Origin of the sequence: Hymenobacter negativus (assembly GCF_016056375.1) — a bacterium.
In the GTDB taxonomy this organism is placed as follows: domain Bacteria; phylum Bacteroidota; class Bacteroidia; order Cytophagales; family Hymenobacteraceae; genus Hymenobacter; species Hymenobacter negativus_A.
This window is the reverse complement of record NZ_JAEDAE010000001.1, coordinates 638191-653026: the sequence shown is the minus strand read 5'-3', so window position 1 is coordinate 653026 and position 14836 is coordinate 638191. Positions and strand designations below refer to the sequence as shown.

Here is a 14836-nt window from a genome sequence, read left to right as displayed (position 1 = left end):
AAGCCGTCGGCAATGGCGGAAGCGGCTTGGAAACCGCAAAACTACCATCTTTGGGGCGTGCTTGGCTCCGGTTCTTCTCAATTAGTGGTTTTGCTGGCCTCGGTGCTGAAGCCCGTGGACGATACCCGCATGCGGGGCAAGTTTGCCGAAACCCTTGCAGGCAGGCCGCAGGTGCAGGTTCACGTAGCGGGCCGCGGCACGGCGCGGCTATCCGTTTCTCCAACTGTGGGCGGCATTTCTCAACACGGCATTTTCAAAGGCTCCCGGCTAAGCCTGGAACGGCTGGCCGCGCAGTGGCGCTACGGGCTACTGCTGCACCGGCTGAAACCTGATTTAATCATCGTGCACGCGCCGGAGCTGCTGCCGCTCACGCTGCTGTGGCAGGCGATGGGCCGGGGCGGCCAGTTCGTTTACGACATCCGCGAAAATTACGCGCTGAATGTTTCGACGCAGCATGTTTATCAAGGCCTCACGCGGCGCTGGCTGGCGGCCGGGCTGCGCTGGGTGGAAGCGCGGGCGGCGCGGCGGGCGGCCGCTGTTATTCTGGCCGAAGCCAGCTACGCCGCCGAGCTGCCGTTTCTGAACGAACTGCCGTCGGAACGTGTGGTGGTGCTCGAAAACAAGTACCAGCCACATTCCGACGAAACACTACGCCAGCAACCGATAAAGCTACCGCCCTCCACGGAGCCGCTGCGCCTGCTCTATTCCGGCACCATTTCGGAGCTCAACGGCGTGTGGGAAGCCATTTCCCTGGCCCACCAGCTCCGCGCCGCGTGGCCCGGCGGGGCGTGGCTCACCATCATCGGCTTCTGCCAGCAGCCCGAACTGCTGCCGAAGCTGGAATTGGAGGCAGTAGCCCATGCCGACTGGCTCACGCTCATCGGCGGGGTAGAGCCGGTGCCGCACGCCGAGATTGTGGCCGAAATCGGCCGCAGCCACCTGGGGCTGCTACCCTACCGCCCGCACCCCAGCACGGAACGCTGCCGGCCCACCAAGCTGTTTGAGTACCTGGCCCACGGGCTGCCGGTGCTGGCCTCGCCCAATCCGCTGTGGCAGGAAGTGCTGGATGCCCACGGCGCGGGACTAGCTGTCGACTTCTCGCAGCCCGCAGATGGGCCTGCGCTGGTGGCGCGGCTGCAAAACCAGCGGTTCTATCCCAACGGCGTCCCTACTGACGTACTCTGGGCCAGCGAAGGCAAAAAATTGTGGCATTTGCTGGATTCTGTGATTTAACCTGCCACCTTTGCGCCCCAATTTGCCCGTAGCACGTAGTTACTTCATCGATTTTATCCTGCCTCTGCGGCGGTTCTCACTCCCCTAGCCCACTTTTACCTCCCTCATCCATGGCCACTTTACGTCACTCATTCATCGCCGGGGTCGGCCACTACGTGCCGAGCCGCGTGGTTAAAAACGCCGAGCTGGAGCCGATGATGAACACCTCCGATGCCTGGATTCAGGAGCGCACCGGCATCCAGGAGCGTCGCTGGTTCGAGGAAGGCACCGACACCACCGCCAACATGGGGGCCAATGCCGCCCGCAAAGCCCTCGAAATGGCCGGTGTAGAAGCCAACGACGTGCAAATGATTGTGTTTGCCACGCTCTCACCCGACTACTTCTTTCCCGGCTCGGGCGTGCTCATGCAGCGCGAGTTGGGCATGACCAATAACTGCCCGGCCCTCGACGTGCGCAACCAGTGCTCGGGCTTCATCTACGCCCTGTCGGTGGCCGACCAGTTCATCCGCACCGGCATGTACGAAACGGTGCTCGTGGTGGGCTCCGAAATCCATTCCTCCGGCCTCGACAAGTCGCCCGAAGGCCGGGGCGTTTCCGTTATTTTCGGCGATGGCGCGGGCGCCATGGTGCTCCGCCCCAGCACTTCCGACGAGCACGCCATCCTCAGCACGCACCTGCACGCACAGGGCGAGCACGCCGAAGAGCTTATCGTAAAAGAGCCCGGCTCGAACCGCGACAACCGCGTTGAGTACGTGGTGGCCAACAAGCAGGACCTCTACCCCTACATGAACGGCCAGAACGTGTTCAAGCACGCCGTGGTGCGCTTCCCGCAGGTGATTAAGGAGGCGCTCGACCAGAACGGCCTGCAGGCGTCCGACATCGATATGCTCATCCCACACCAGGCCAACCTGCGCATCACCCAGTACGTGCAGCAGAAAATGGGCCTTGGCGATAATAAGGTATTCAGCAACATCCAGCGCTACGGCAACACCACCGCCGCCTCCGTGCCACTGGCCTTCAGCGAAGCCGTGCAGGAAGGCAAAATCAAGCGCGGCGACCTGGTGTGCCTGGCTGCCTTCGGCTCGGGCTTCACCTGGGCCTCGGCCTTGCTGAAGTTTTAAGTTTTGATTGTTGAGTGATTGGGGGCCAGTGCGAGGCGTGCATTTCATTTTGAATGCAGTTTTGCACTGGCTTCACCGTGCCAGCCCCGTCCCGAATGAGCGAATCCCCGTCTACTATCCCATCCGCCAAACTGCCCAGCCAGACCGAGGAAAACTACCTCAAAGCCATTTTTAAGCTGGCCGAGGCCGAGCCGGAAACCGCCGGCGTGAGCACCAACCGCATCGCGGCGGCGCTGGACACCCGCGCGGCTTCCGTCACGGATATGCTGCGCCGCCTGGCCGAAAAGGGCCTGCTCAACTACGAGAAATACCGCGGCGTGCAGCTCACGGCCGAAGGCCAGCGGCTGGCGCTGCTCACCATCCGCAAGCACCGGCTGTGGGAGGTTTTCCTGGTGCAGCAGCTCGGCTTCAACTGGGATGAGGTGCACGAGGTAGCCGAGGAGCTGGAGCACGTGCAGTCGCCGCTGCTCATGCGCCGGCTCGATGCCTTTCTGGGCCACCCCGCCCTCGACCCGCACGGTGACCCCATTCCGGCCGAGGACGGCGCCATTCGTCGTCCTGCCCATCGCCTGCTGGCCGACCTCTGCAAGGGAGAAACCGGCACGCTGGCCGCTGTCAAAAATACTTCCGCCCCCTTCCTGCAATACCTCGACAAAGTGGGTCTACAGCTGGGAGCCGTAATTGAAGTACTGGATAAGGTAGCATTTGATAATTCATTCGAGCTCAGAATAAACCGTGAGCGTACCGCCCTCATATCAGCCGAAGTGAGCCGCAACTTGTTTGTAACCGCGTAAGCAAATCGCAGGGATAATCGCCCACAACCATAGGTCAGCGAAGCCAAAATTCGGTTAATCCGGCAAATCCAAAAATCCGTGGTCCAGACAATTTTCTCCGACACCATCGTCGCCTTATCGACGCCGCCGGGCGCGGGCGCGCTGGCCGTCGTCCGCCTTTCCGGGCCGGCCGCCGTGGCCATCACTGCGTCTGTGTTTTCCAAAAAGAGCTTCGCCGAAGCGACCGGCAATACCCTACACTACGGGACCCTGCGCGACCCCAACGCCGGCGAAATCCTCGATGAAGTCGTGGTCGGCCTCTTCCGAGCCCCGAAGTCCTTCACCCGCGAAGACGTGGTCGAAATTAGCTGCCACGGCTCCGACTACGTAGTGCGGCAGGTGCTGGCCCTACTCCTACGCCAAGGTGCGCGCCTGGCCGAAGCCGGCGAGTTCACCAAGCGCGCCTTTCTAAGTGGGGCCATGGACCTGGCCCAGGCCGAAGCCGTAGCCGACCTCATCGCCGCCGATTCGGCCCTCAGCCACAAAGTAGCCCTTAACCAATTGCGCGGCGGCTTTTCGCAGGAACTACGCGACTTGCGGGCCCGCCTCATCAAATTCGCCGCGCTGCTGGAACTGGAGCTGGATTTCGGCGAAGAAGACGTGGAATTTGCCGACCGCACCGGCTTGGCCGCGCTGCTGGCCGAGGTGCGCGGCGTGGTGCTGGGCCTGCTCCGGTCCTTCGAGTTGGGCAACGTCATCAAAAACGGCATTACCACCGTTATTGCCGGCCGGCCCAACGCCGGCAAGTCCACGCTGCTCAACGCCTTGCTGCGGGAGGAGCGCGCCATCGTCTCGGCCATTCCCGGCACCACCCGCGACTTCATCGAAGACGAGGTGAGCATCGACGGCTTGCGCTTCCGCTTCGTGGACACGGCCGGCCTGCGCGACGATACTGCCGATGAAGTTGAGGCTATCGGGGTGGCCCGCACCCGGGAGCGGGTACGGAAAGCGTCCTTATTGCTCTATTTATTTGACTTGGCTGAAATGACACCTACGGCAGTGCGTACTGAAATAAAGGCGCTGACCGCCGGGCTGAAGTTGCCCGTGTTGGCTGTGGGCAATAAAACCGACCTGGCTTCTACCGGAGCGCTCGACGCTTTTGGAGCTGAATTTCGGGCCAACCTCACGGGTGAAGCCAGCGGAATTCCGCTGGTATTGCTGGCCGCCGGCCAAAACCAAGGCCTCGAAGCCTTGCAAACTGCTTTGGTTAAGCATGTGCGCGGCTCGGCACTCGAAAACAACGCCTCAGCCACCATCGTGACCAACGTGCGCCACGCCCGCGCCCTCGAAACCGCTGCCGCCCACCTCGCTGCCGTCCAAACCGGCCTCGATACCGGCTTCGGCACCGAGCTTCTGGCCGCCGACCTACGCCACGCCCTGGCGGCGCTGGGCGAAATCACCGGCGAAATTTCCTCTGAAGACCTCCTCACCAGCATTTTCACCGAGTTCTGCATCGGGAAATAATCCGTTCTTCATACTCCATTGTGAACTTGCAGGCTAAATCGACGCAAACGTTGCCAAACGGCGTATTCTGGCTTTTTAAGCAGTTTTTACAAAACTTAGTGCTTCCAAAATTGTAGTACTCCGGGTTAAAGTCCGGTTAAAATTTCCCGGCTTACGGCCTATGGCTTAGTTTCGCACTCTATTTCCCTCACACCCCTCCCGCCCATGGCAGAAACTGCTGAACTCATCCTCGACGGCAAGTCCATCACCTTGCCCGTAATCGAAGGCACCGAACACGAAAAGGCGTTTGACATCGGTAAGCTGCGCGACCAGACTGGCTACGTCACCCTCGACTCGGGTTACAAAAACACCGGCGCCACCAAAAGTGCCATCACGTTCCTCGACGGTGAGGAAGGCATCCTGCGCTACCGTGGCTATCCCATTGAGCAGTTGGCCGAAAAGTCAAGCTTTCTGGAAGTAGCTTACCTGCTGATTTACGGTGCATTGCCCACCCAGGCCGAGCTCGACAACTTCAGCGGCCAAATCACCAAGCACACGCTGGTGCACGAGGACATGCGCAAGATTTTCGACGGCTTCCCGTCGGCTACGCACCCAATGGCCATCCTGTCGTCGCTCATCTGCGCCCTCACTGGCTTCTACCCGCAGAGCGTGTCGCCCGACCTCAGCCCCGAGGAGATGGAGCTCAACATCATTCGCCTGCTGGCGAAGATGCCGACCATCGCGGCCTGGACCTACAAGAACAACATGGGCCATCCGTTGAACTACCCGCGCAACGACATGGACTACTGCGCGAACTTCCTCTACATGATGTTCAGCTTCCCCACCGAGAAGTATGAAATCAACCCCGTAGTAGTTAGCGCCCTCAACAAGCTCCTCATCCTGCACGCCGACCACGAGCAGAACTGCTCCACCAGCACGGTGCGCCTGGTGGGCTCGGCCAACGCCAGCCTCTACGGCTCGGTTTCGGCCGGCATCAACGCCCTGTGGGGCCCGCTGCACGGCGGTGCCAACCAGGAAGTTATCGAAATGCTGGAAGCTATTGAGGCCGACGGCGGCGACACCAGCAAGTTTATCGCCAAAGCCAAGGACAAGAACGACTCGTTCCGCCTCATGGGCTTCGGCCACCGCGTGTACAAGAACTTCGACCCGCGCGCCAAAATCATTAAAAAAGCGGCCGACGAGGTGCTGCAGGCCCTCGGCATGCAGGACAGCCCGCTGCTGAAAATCGCACAGGAGCTGGAGCAAGCCGCTCTCACCGACCAGTATTTCATCGAGCGCAAGCTCTACCCGAACGTAGACTTCTACTCGGGCATCATCTATAAAGCCCTGGGCATCCCCACCGAGATGTTCACGGTGATGTTTGCCCTGGGCCGCCTCCCCGGCTGGATTGCCCAGTGGAAAGAGATGCGCGAGAACAAAGAGCCCATCGGCCGTCCGCGTCAGATTTACACCGGCGAGTTGGAGCGCGACTACACGGCCATCAACGCCCGGTAGTTTTCGCTGCCTTGCCTGGTCAGGCAAACAAAAAGCCCGCTCTATGGAGCGGGCTTTTTCGTGTCCGGCCGGGAAGGTTGCCCTCCCCTATTTCAGGCGGTGCGCGGTAAAGTTGGTACGGAGGTTCTGATAGGCAATCAGCTGCTGGGGCTGCAGGATGCTCGCCAGCTCGGTTTCGTAGCGCTGCTGCGCCTGGGCAAGCTGGGTGTCACGCTCTTCGGCACTGGCACCGTTGAGCATAATTTCCAGGTCGCGCCGCTCGGTGAGCATATTCAGGTGCAGCTGCTTCACGGCGAGGTACTGGGCCTCGTTGAAATGCACGTGCTGCGCCAGCGCCCGGGTGAGCGTGGTGGCCCGCGCCATCATGGCGTGCGAGTAAGAACCGTCGCCGGGGCCAGCCGCAGCCACCGGAGTGGCGGTAACACCCGCAGCAAAGCAAGTAGCCAAGAACAAATTTTTCATGGAACGTGGGGTTATGGTGATGAGATAAGGCAAGTGCCCTTCTGGAGTGCAATTGGGCTCATCAAACATAGCCAAATAATTAATTTGAACTAAAAATATTTTTTCTGTCACTTTTTTAATCACATGGTTCTTACATCATTCTATAACTAACTGATTTATATCTATTTGAATTTTATAAAAAAATTGACTGCTGAGGTCAAAATAAAATTTTTCAGTGGCCGAACCATATATTTTTCCGGCCAAATCCAATAATATTTTACCTTATCTAAAGCCTTACTTTAAGTAGAAAACGCTTTTGAAGGGTTTTCTAAACTATTGGTTTAGGTACCCGAAACACCTGATAATGCAGTTACCGCAACTAATTTTCGGGCGATGCCGGTACTGAAAAGCTCCTAACAGAGCCTCTTTTTGCCAATAGGCTACTTCAAGAGCCCCTTAAGTATTCCAATCAGGGCACAGCATTTCTACCTGCCGTTCGCACGACGTCTAGAAGAACATGACTGCCGACCAACAAAAACGGGCTGCCGACTAGAAAGTCAGCAGCCCGAAAACAGAAATCATGGCTATGATGCCAGCAGTTCCTACAGAATGTGCAGCTCGATGCGGCGGTTGAGCTGGCGGTGTGCTTCCGAATCGTTGGCGGCCAGCGGGTGGCCTTCGCCGTAGCCTTTGGAACGCAGCCGGGTAACCGAAATACCGTGCCCGGACAGGTATTCGACCACAGCCTGGGCACGGCGCTGCGAGAGCTGCAAATTGGCATCGGGAGCACCCACGTTGTCGGTATAGCCGGATACCTCAATCTGCACGTCGCGGTACTGCCGCAGGAACTCAATCAGGCGGTTGAGCTCGGTGCGGGACTGTGGCTTGAGGTCATATTTATTAGTGTCGAAGAACAGGTTGTTCAACACCACGCTACGGCCGGAACGCACGGGCTCCAAGTAAATATCCAGCGCTGTGGGGTTGAAGTTGTGCTGGTTGGAATAGTCGAAACTGAGGCTTTTGAGCAGGTACTTGTCGGCTGCGGCATACATGGCGTAGTGGTGCCCTTCGTTGAGTACCACCGTGTAGTCGCCGTATTCGGGGTCGGAGGTCACGAACTGGGTGAGCACATCGGTATCAAGGTCGTAGAGCTTCACATCGGCCTTGAGCGGCTTTTTGGTGTTGGCATCGAACACACGGCCCTGGGTATAAGTGCTGGTTTCGCGGGCTTTCACGGGCGGCGGCACTGCAAACCCAAACAGCTCAACCGGCCGCTCGCGCGACAGCCGGTAGCCACCCGGCGGTTCCTCCGAGGCCCGGCTGCGCGAGCAGAACCCTTTCTGGTTATCGGAAGAGATGAACAGCGAGGCTTCGTTTTCGAAAGTATTCAACGGGAAGCCCAGGTTACGCGGCTCGCTCCAGGTGCCGGCCGGCTGCTTCTCGCACCGAAATACGTCGAGCCCGCCCATGCCCACCAAGCCGTCGGTGACGTAGTAAAGCGTGGTGCCGCTGGCGTGGATGAACGGGGCCATGTCCTTGCCGGGGGTATTTACGGGCTTGCCCACATTTTGGGCAGGGCTCCAGTTGCCGTCCGGCTGCAGGGTGGTCACGTAAATGTCTTCCTGGCCCTGGCCGCCGCGTCGGGTCGAGGTGAAGTACAGCGTGCGGCCGTCGGCCGAGAGCGAGGGCTGCGAATCCCATTCCGTGGAGTTCACGTTCAGGCCCAGGTTGACGGGCGTGCTCCAGTTGTTGCCGGTGCGGCGCGAAATGTACAGGTCACAGTTGCCAATGGCCTTAGGCCGGTCGCAGGACGCGAACACCAGGGTTTTGCCATCGCCCGAAATTGAGCCCGCACCTTCGTTGTAGCTGGAATTGATGGCCGGCGAAATGGGCACCGGCTCGCCCATAGAGCCGTCTTTGTTCTGCCGGCTCACATAAAGGTCTTCGCCGCTGCTGGCGGCCGGCCGGCCCGTGAAAAGCAGAAACCGGTTGTCGGCGGTGAGAGCCGGGAAGTATTGAAATTTGAAGCTGTTCAGGGGCGCCGGCAGCGGCATGGGCGCCTCGCCCACCGGGTGCTTCATGGCATCAAGGGCAAACTCGCAGGTGAGGAGCTGCCGCTGCGATTTGGCCAGGTTCTTCTGGGCTTTGGGAGCCACCTTCATTAGCTTCTGGTACGCTTCGAGGGCAGTCTGGTACTCGCCGTAGCTCAGGGCGAGGTCGCCCAGAAGTTGATATTCGGAGGCATGAATGGCCTCGACGGGGACCTTGGCCAACCCGTCGCGGTAGGCAGCCAGCGCGCCGCGGTTGTCGCCCATGGCTTTCAGCAGCGAACCTTTCAGCAGGAAAGCTTCGCCGAAGGAGGGAAACTTCTGGTTGAGCTGATTCAGCGTCTCAACGGCCTTGATAAAATCCCGCTCCTTGGTTTGCTGCTGCGCCTTTTCGAGCAGGCTGCGGGCCTTGGTGTTGGTAGGCGTCTGCACTTTGGGCGGCAGCTGGGCCCAGGCCGTTTCGGCGGAGGCCAGCCCCAGCAGACACATCATTCCGAGGCGCACGGCCCCCAACACTGAACTGCGACGCATACGGTAAGCTAGGGAATGTCGAGGTATTTGTGGGTCTGAAGCGACACCTGCCAGCGCGGGTGCTGCTTCACGTAGTCTACCAGCTCGGGTGTCATGCGCGCGGCACGGCTCCACTCGGGCTGCAAGTATAAGCGCGTAGTGGCCGGAACCAATGCCGCGTGCTCCTCGGCCCAGTCAAAATCGTGCCTATTAAAGACGACGACTTTCAATTCGTGGGCAGCCGCCAGCACGTCCGGCAGCGGGGCTTTGAATTTTTTGGGCGAAAGGCATACCCAGTCCCAGGTGCCGGAAAGCGGGTGCGCGCCCGAGGTTTCGAGCCAGGTGCGGCAGCCAGCCGCTTGCAACGCTGCCGTGAGCGGCCCGAGGTTGTGCATCAGCGGCTCGCCGCCGGTGATGACTACATCGCGGCCTGGATAAGCCAGCACGGCCTCTACCAGCTGCGCCACCGATTGGCGGGGGTGCGCGTCGGCATCCCACGATTCCTTCACGTCGCACCACACGCAGCCCACGTCGCAGCCACCCAATCGGATGAAATAGGCCGCCCGGCCGGTGTTATACCCTTCGCCCTGAATGGTATAGAACTGCTCCATCACAGGCAAATAGGTGCCAGCAGGGGCAGCCGTCACATCATCGGAAGATGCAATTATTTCGGGGGTAAGTAACGTCACGGGTATTATCACAAAAAAGCCTCAGGAAGCGAAGCAACCTGAACACCAACTATAGGACGCACTGTTCCCAAGGCCGGACTTTAAAAGTACGGTCTGAGCCCAGGATAACCAAATATTCCTAAAAATCAGCCGGCTGCGTGCGGGTAGATTTCGCCCTTCGCCGACCGCAGGGTGTTCAGCAAAAGCATGGCGATGGTCATGGGGCCCACGCCGCCGGGCACTGGCGTGATAGCGGCAGCCAGTGGGGCCACTTCGGCAAAGTTCACGTCGCCTTTCAGGGTGTAGCCGCTCTTCTTGCTGGCGTCGGGCACGCGGGTGGTGCCCACGTCAATCACCACCGCGCCGGGGCGCACCATGTCGGCGGTCACGAACTCGGGGCGGCCGATGGCGGCCACCACGATGTCGGCCGTCCGGCAGATTTCGGCCAGGTTTTCGGTGCGTGAGTGGCATAAAGTAACGGTGCAGTTGGCCGTATCTAAATTCTTGGCAAGCAATATGCTGACTGGCGTTCCTACGATATTGGAACGTCCAATAACCACGGCGTGCTTGCCACTAGTTTTGATGCCCTGACGGCTCAGCAGCTCCACAATCCCAGACGGCGTAGCGGGCAGCAGCGCCGGCAAACCGGCTACCATCCGGCCGATGTTCATGGGGTGAAAACCGTCGACGTCCTTCTCGGGGCTGATGGCTTCAATGACTTTTTCGGGGTTGATGTGGGCTGGCAACGGCAGCTGCACAATGAAGCCGTCAATCTCCGGGTCGCGGTTCAGCTCATCCACTTTGGCCAGCAAGTCGGCTTCGGTAATGTCGTCCTCGTAGCGCAGCAGCGTGGAGGCAAAGCCCACTCGCTCGCAGGCCAGTACCTTGTTGCGCACGTAGGTTTCGGAGCCGCCGTCGTGGCCCACGAGGATGGCGGCGAGGTGCGGCACTTTCTGGCCGGCGGCTTTGCGGGCAGCCACTTCGAGGGCAATTTCGGCTTTGATGTCCTCGGCGGTCTGCTTGCCGTCGATGAGGTTGGAGGTGGTGGTTGGGTTCATAGGGCGGTTGGTTGTCATTCCGAACGCAGTGAGGAATCTGAATCAGTCATTTCCGATTAGTTGAGCTCGGGTTAGCAATGCTATTCCCAGATTCCTCACTGCGTTCGGAATGACACAATAAAAAAGGCGGCCCGAAAGCCGCCTTTTCAAATCAATCAATTTTAAGCACCGCCAGAAATGCTTCTTGCGGGATTTCGACGGAGCCCACGGAACGCATCCGTTTCTTGCCCTCCTTCTGCTTTTCGAGCAGCTTGCGCTTGCGGCTGATATCACCGCCGTAGCACTTGGCAATTACGTTTTTGCGCAGGGCCTTTACCGTTTCGCGGGCAATGATTTTCTGGCCAATGGAAGCCTGAATGGCGATGTCGAACATCTGGCGGGGCAGCAGCTCGCGCAGCTTCTCGCAGAGGCGCTTGCCCCACTCGTAGCTCTTGGAGCGGTGCACGATGGCCGAGAGGGCATCCACCTTCTCGCCGTTCAGCATCACGTCGAGCTTCACCATGTCCGACTCGCGGAAGCCAATCAGCTCGTAGTCCAGCGACGCGTAGCCGCGGCTGATGGACTTGAGCTTGTCGAAGAAGTCGAACACGATTTCGGACAGGGGGAGTTCGAAGCTCATTTCCACTCGCTCGCTCGTCAGGTAGCTCTGGCCTTTGATGATGCCACGCTTGTCCATGCAGAGCGTGATAATGGGCCCTACGTACTCCGAAGCCGTGATAATCTGGGCCTTGATGTAGGGCTCCTCGATGTGTTTAATCAGGTTCGGCTCGGGCATTTCGCTCGGCGCGTTGATGGTCAGCATCTGGTCCTTGGTACCGGTAGCGTGGAACTGCACGCTGGGTACCGTGGTGATGACCGTCATGTTGAATTCGCGCTCAAGGCGCTCCTGTACGATTTCCATGTGCAGCATGCCCAGGAAGCCGCAGCGGAAACCAAAGCCGAGCGCCACCGACGTTTCGGGCTCCCAGACCAGCGAGGCGTCGTTGAGTTGCAGCTTTTCCATGCTGGAGCGCAACTCTTCGTACTCGGTGGTATCGACGGGGTAAATGCCGGCGAATACCATCGGCTTCACGTCGGCGAAGCCCTGGATGGCTTCCGGCGTGGGCCGGTTGACGTGGGTGATGGTGTCGCCCACCTTCACTTCGCGCGCTTCCTTAATGCCCGAGATGAGGTAGCCCACGTTGCCGGCCTGCATTTCCTGGCGCGGCTCCTGGTTCAGGCCCAAGATGCCGATTTCGTCGGCGCCGTACTCTTTGCCGGTGGCCATGAAGCGGAGCTTGTCGCCCTTTTTCATAGTGCCGTTTTTGATGCGGAACAGGACTTCGATGCCGCGGTAGGAATTGAAAACGGAGTCAAAAATTAGCGCTTGCAGCGGACCTTCGGGGTCGCCCTTCGGCGCGGGTACCCGCTCGCAGATGGCGTTGAGGATTTCCTCAATGCCGATGCCGGCCTTGCCCGAGGCGTGGATGATGTCCTCCGGTTTACAGCCAATCAGGTCCACGATTTCGTCGGTCACTTCCTCCGGCATGGCGTGCGGAAGGTCGATTTTGTTAAGCACGGGAATGATTTCCAAGTCGGCCCCGATGGCGAGGTAGAGGTTGGAAATGGTTTGGGCTTCGATGCCCTGCGAGGCGTCTACAATCAGCAGGGCGCCTTCGCAGGCGGCGATGCTACGGCTCACTTCGTAGCTAAAGTCGACGTGGCCGGGAGTGTCAATCAGGTTCAGCGTGTAGGTTTCCCCTTTGTAGGGGTATTGCATCTGAATGGCGTGGCTCTTGATGGTGATGCCGCGCTCGCGCTCCAAGTCCATGTTGTCGAGCAGCTGGGCCTGCATGTCGCGCTTGGCCACGGTGCTGGTAAACTCCAGCAGGCGGTCGGCCAGGGTACTTTTGCCGTGGTCGATGTGGGCAATGATGCAAAAGTTGCGGATGTTCTTCACGGGTGTTTCTTCTTCTGGGTTGCTGGCGGGGCGGTTGGAATTTAAGGGAGCTGGGTGGGTCGGTGGCCGACCTACTGCTACCCTGGTGCCCGTTTTGCCAGCTTGAGCCTGCAAATTACGACCAGAATATCTAGTCTGCGCGATTTGGCATGTGCAGGGGCAAATTCTGAGGTGGCTGGCCTAGGGCAGTAGTTGTTCAGGAGCGGGGATTTTGCGCAGCCTTGCTCATTCAGTAAGCTATGATTTCTGGCCTGATGAAGCCACAGCGCCCTTGCCCGAAGCGGGCAGGCGGCAAAAGCCTGTCGATGAGAAATCTCATCAATTACCATGACCTTCATCACGGGACTGCAGAGGTGAGGCAGTCACTTTTACCGGTTGTTACCCTCACCCAAAAAATCTGTCCATGTGTGCGTTAAAGCCCCTGCTACCGGCGATTTTACTGACGGCCATTCTTGCTGGTCCGTGCAGTGCTAAGCGCCCGGTAGCGCCCGGTGCCCTGGCAAATAACTATCCCACGGACTCGTTGACCAGCCGCATCAGGAGCCTGCTGAACAGCCCAGCGACCGGGCAGGCGCTGCCACTGGCTTTGGCCGATGGCGCCACGGTGCGGGCATTTTATGTTAGACGCAGCTACTCGGCCGCTTGGTGTGCCGGGACCGGTGCAAAAGGCCAGGCAGCGCTGGCTTTGCTGGCCCAGGCCGGCGATTACGGCCTGGTGCCGGCCCGATACCATGTGCCGCAGCTCAGGGCACTGGCCGATTCATTGGCTCAGCCGGCTGACGCGGTTGGGCAGGTGGCCCGCCTGGCTCGTTTCGAAGTATTGCTGACCGACGGGGTGGTGCAATTTGCGCTTCATTTGCGGCGGGGGCAGCTGCATGCGTTCACGCCTTCGCCGCTGGAAAAAACGGGGGCGCCGTTCGTGCCAGCAGTGTGGGTGGCCCGGGCACTGGCCGCGCCCGGCTTTGCGGCGGCCCTGCTGCGCTGCCAGCCGCCGCAGCGCGAATACCGGGAGCTGCAGCAGGCGCTGGCGCGCTGGCGGCGGCAGCCTGCCGGGCGCAACCCATCGGCCCACAACCGGCGTACGCAGCAAATGGCCCTGACGCTTGAGCGGTGGCGCTGGCAGGCCATCCCGGAAAGCGAATACGTACTGGTGAACCTGCCGGCGTATCGGCTGGAAGTGGTGCGCAAGGGCCAGGTGCGGCTCAGCCAGCGGATTATAATTGGCCGGCCGGGCCAGCCTACTCCCACCTTGAACAGCCGGCTTACGTCCTTCACGATTGCGCCCGAGTGGAATGTGCCCCGGAGCGTGGCGGTGCGCCACATTCTGCCATATCTGAAGGTCAACGCGCGGTACTCACCGGAACAGGATTTCCTGGCCAATAACAACTACCGCTTATTTGACGCCCAGGACCGGCCGGTGAATCCGGCCTCCGTGAACTGGCAGGCCATCACGGCTCAGAACTTTCCGTACACCATTCGCCAGAGCCCGGGGTGTGGCAACCTGCTGGGCAACATCATCTTCCGTTTTCCCAATCCCTACGGCCTGTACCTCAGCGATGCACCTGAACCCAAGCGGTTTGCACGCCCCTACCGTGCCTTAGAGGAAGGCTGCATGAACTTGGAGCGCCCCGTGCACCTGGCGGCTTACCTGCTGGGGCCCGATAGCACCAGCGCGGCCCTGCCCACCGAGGCTCAGTGCGAAGCCAACCCGCAGCCGCGCACCATCTTCCTGAAGCGCCCGCTGCCGCTGCATGTGCGCTACGCCACCTGCGCGGTGGAAGCAGGCCGGCTACGCTTCTACCCCGACGTGTACGGGCAGGACGCTACCCTGCGCCGACAACTGTTGAATATGCACAAAGCGCCCCAGCGCAGCATGCAGGCAAGCCTCAAACAGCACCGTAGCAAAGCAGCTAATGGAGCCAACGGTACTGCCTTCGCCGGGCAACGGGACTAAAATGCGCCGACTGACGAGCTTTTATGGAGGTTGACCATTACGGTACTTCCCGGTATCCAACTAATTACGACAG

General features: G+C 59.9%; 11 protein-coding genes. 6 read left to right on the top strand and 5 right to left on the bottom strand.

Features of this window, described 5'->3' with window-relative positions:
* The first annotated feature begins 84 nt into the window (after nt 1-84).
* The 5 genes from I7X13_RS02860 to I7X13_RS02840 all read left to right on the top strand — a co-directional run bounded on the left by I7X13_RS02860 (nt 85) and on the right by I7X13_RS02840 (nt 6145).
* Nucleotides 85-1233 (top strand): glycosyltransferase, encoded by a 1149-nt coding sequence (locus tag I7X13_RS02860; RefSeq protein WP_198074266.1) that lies wholly within the window; start codon nt 85-87, stop codon nt 1231-1233.
* Between the two features lie 110 nt (nt 1234-1343).
* A complete protein-coding gene (locus I7X13_RS02855; protein ID WP_198074265.1) occupies nt 1344-2354 on the top strand; it encodes a 3-oxoacyl-ACP synthase III family protein in 1011 nt (336 codons plus the stop codon).
* A gap of 95 nt (nt 2355-2449) precedes the next feature.
* On the top strand, nt 2450-3148 hold the full coding sequence (locus tag I7X13_RS02850; RefSeq protein WP_211531956.1) for a metal-dependent transcriptional regulator: 699 nt from the start codon (nt 2450-2452) through the stop codon (nt 3146-3148).
* Nucleotides 3149-3226: 78 nt separating this feature from the next.
* A complete protein-coding gene (gene mnmE / locus I7X13_RS02845) occupies nt 3227-4651 on the top strand; it encodes a tRNA uridine-5-carboxymethylaminomethyl(34) synthesis GTPase MnmE (protein ID WP_198074264.1) in 1425 nt (474 codons plus the stop codon).
* Nucleotides 4652-4855: 204 nt separating this feature from the next.
* Nucleotides 4856-6145, top strand: coding sequence for a citrate synthase (locus tag I7X13_RS02840; protein ID WP_198068253.1), 1290 nt, complete (start codon nt 4856-4858; stop codon nt 6143-6145).
* Nucleotides 6146-6232: 87 nt separating this feature from the next.
* Here I7X13_RS02840 and I7X13_RS02835 read toward each other — a convergent pair whose 3' ends face one another.
* From I7X13_RS02835 to lepA, 5 genes are all read right to left on the bottom strand, one after another.
* The gene (locus tag I7X13_RS02835) at nt 6233-6607 is read right to left on the bottom strand and encodes a hypothetical protein (protein WP_198068252.1); all 375 of its coding nucleotides are present in this window, start codon (nt 6605-6607) and stop codon (nt 6233-6235) included.
* A gap of 581 nt (nt 6608-7188) precedes the next feature.
* Complete coding sequence (locus I7X13_RS02830) at nt 7189-9165, bottom strand: OmpA family protein (RefSeq protein WP_233454642.1); 1977 nt, start codon at nt 9163-9165, stop codon at nt 7189-7191.
* Nucleotides 9166-9173: 8 nt separating this feature from the next.
* Nucleotides 9174-9755, bottom strand: a complete 582-nt coding sequence (locus I7X13_RS02825; RefSeq protein ID WP_198069003.1) for a 7-carboxy-7-deazaguanine synthase QueE — start codon at nt 9753-9755, stop codon at nt 9174-9176.
* Nucleotides 9756-9958: 203 nt separating this feature from the next.
* A complete protein-coding gene (locus I7X13_RS02820) occupies nt 9959-10870 on the bottom strand; it encodes a bifunctional 5,10-methylenetetrahydrofolate dehydrogenase/5,10-methenyltetrahydrofolate cyclohydrolase (protein ID WP_198074583.1) in 912 nt (303 codons plus the stop codon).
* A gap of 151 nt (nt 10871-11021) precedes the next feature.
* Nucleotides 11022-12809, bottom strand: coding sequence for a translation elongation factor 4 (gene lepA, locus I7X13_RS02815; RefSeq protein ID WP_198068250.1), 1788 nt, complete (start codon nt 12807-12809; stop codon nt 11022-11024).
* Between the two features lie 523 nt (nt 12810-13332).
* Between lepA and I7X13_RS02810 the strand changes: the two genes are divergently transcribed.
* Nucleotides 13333-14763: a L,D-transpeptidase scaffold domain-containing protein gene (locus tag I7X13_RS02810; protein ID WP_198074263.1), complete on the top strand. Its 1431-nt coding sequence runs from the start codon at nt 13333-13335 to the stop codon at nt 14761-14763.
* Nucleotides 14764-14836 lie beyond the last annotated feature (73 nt).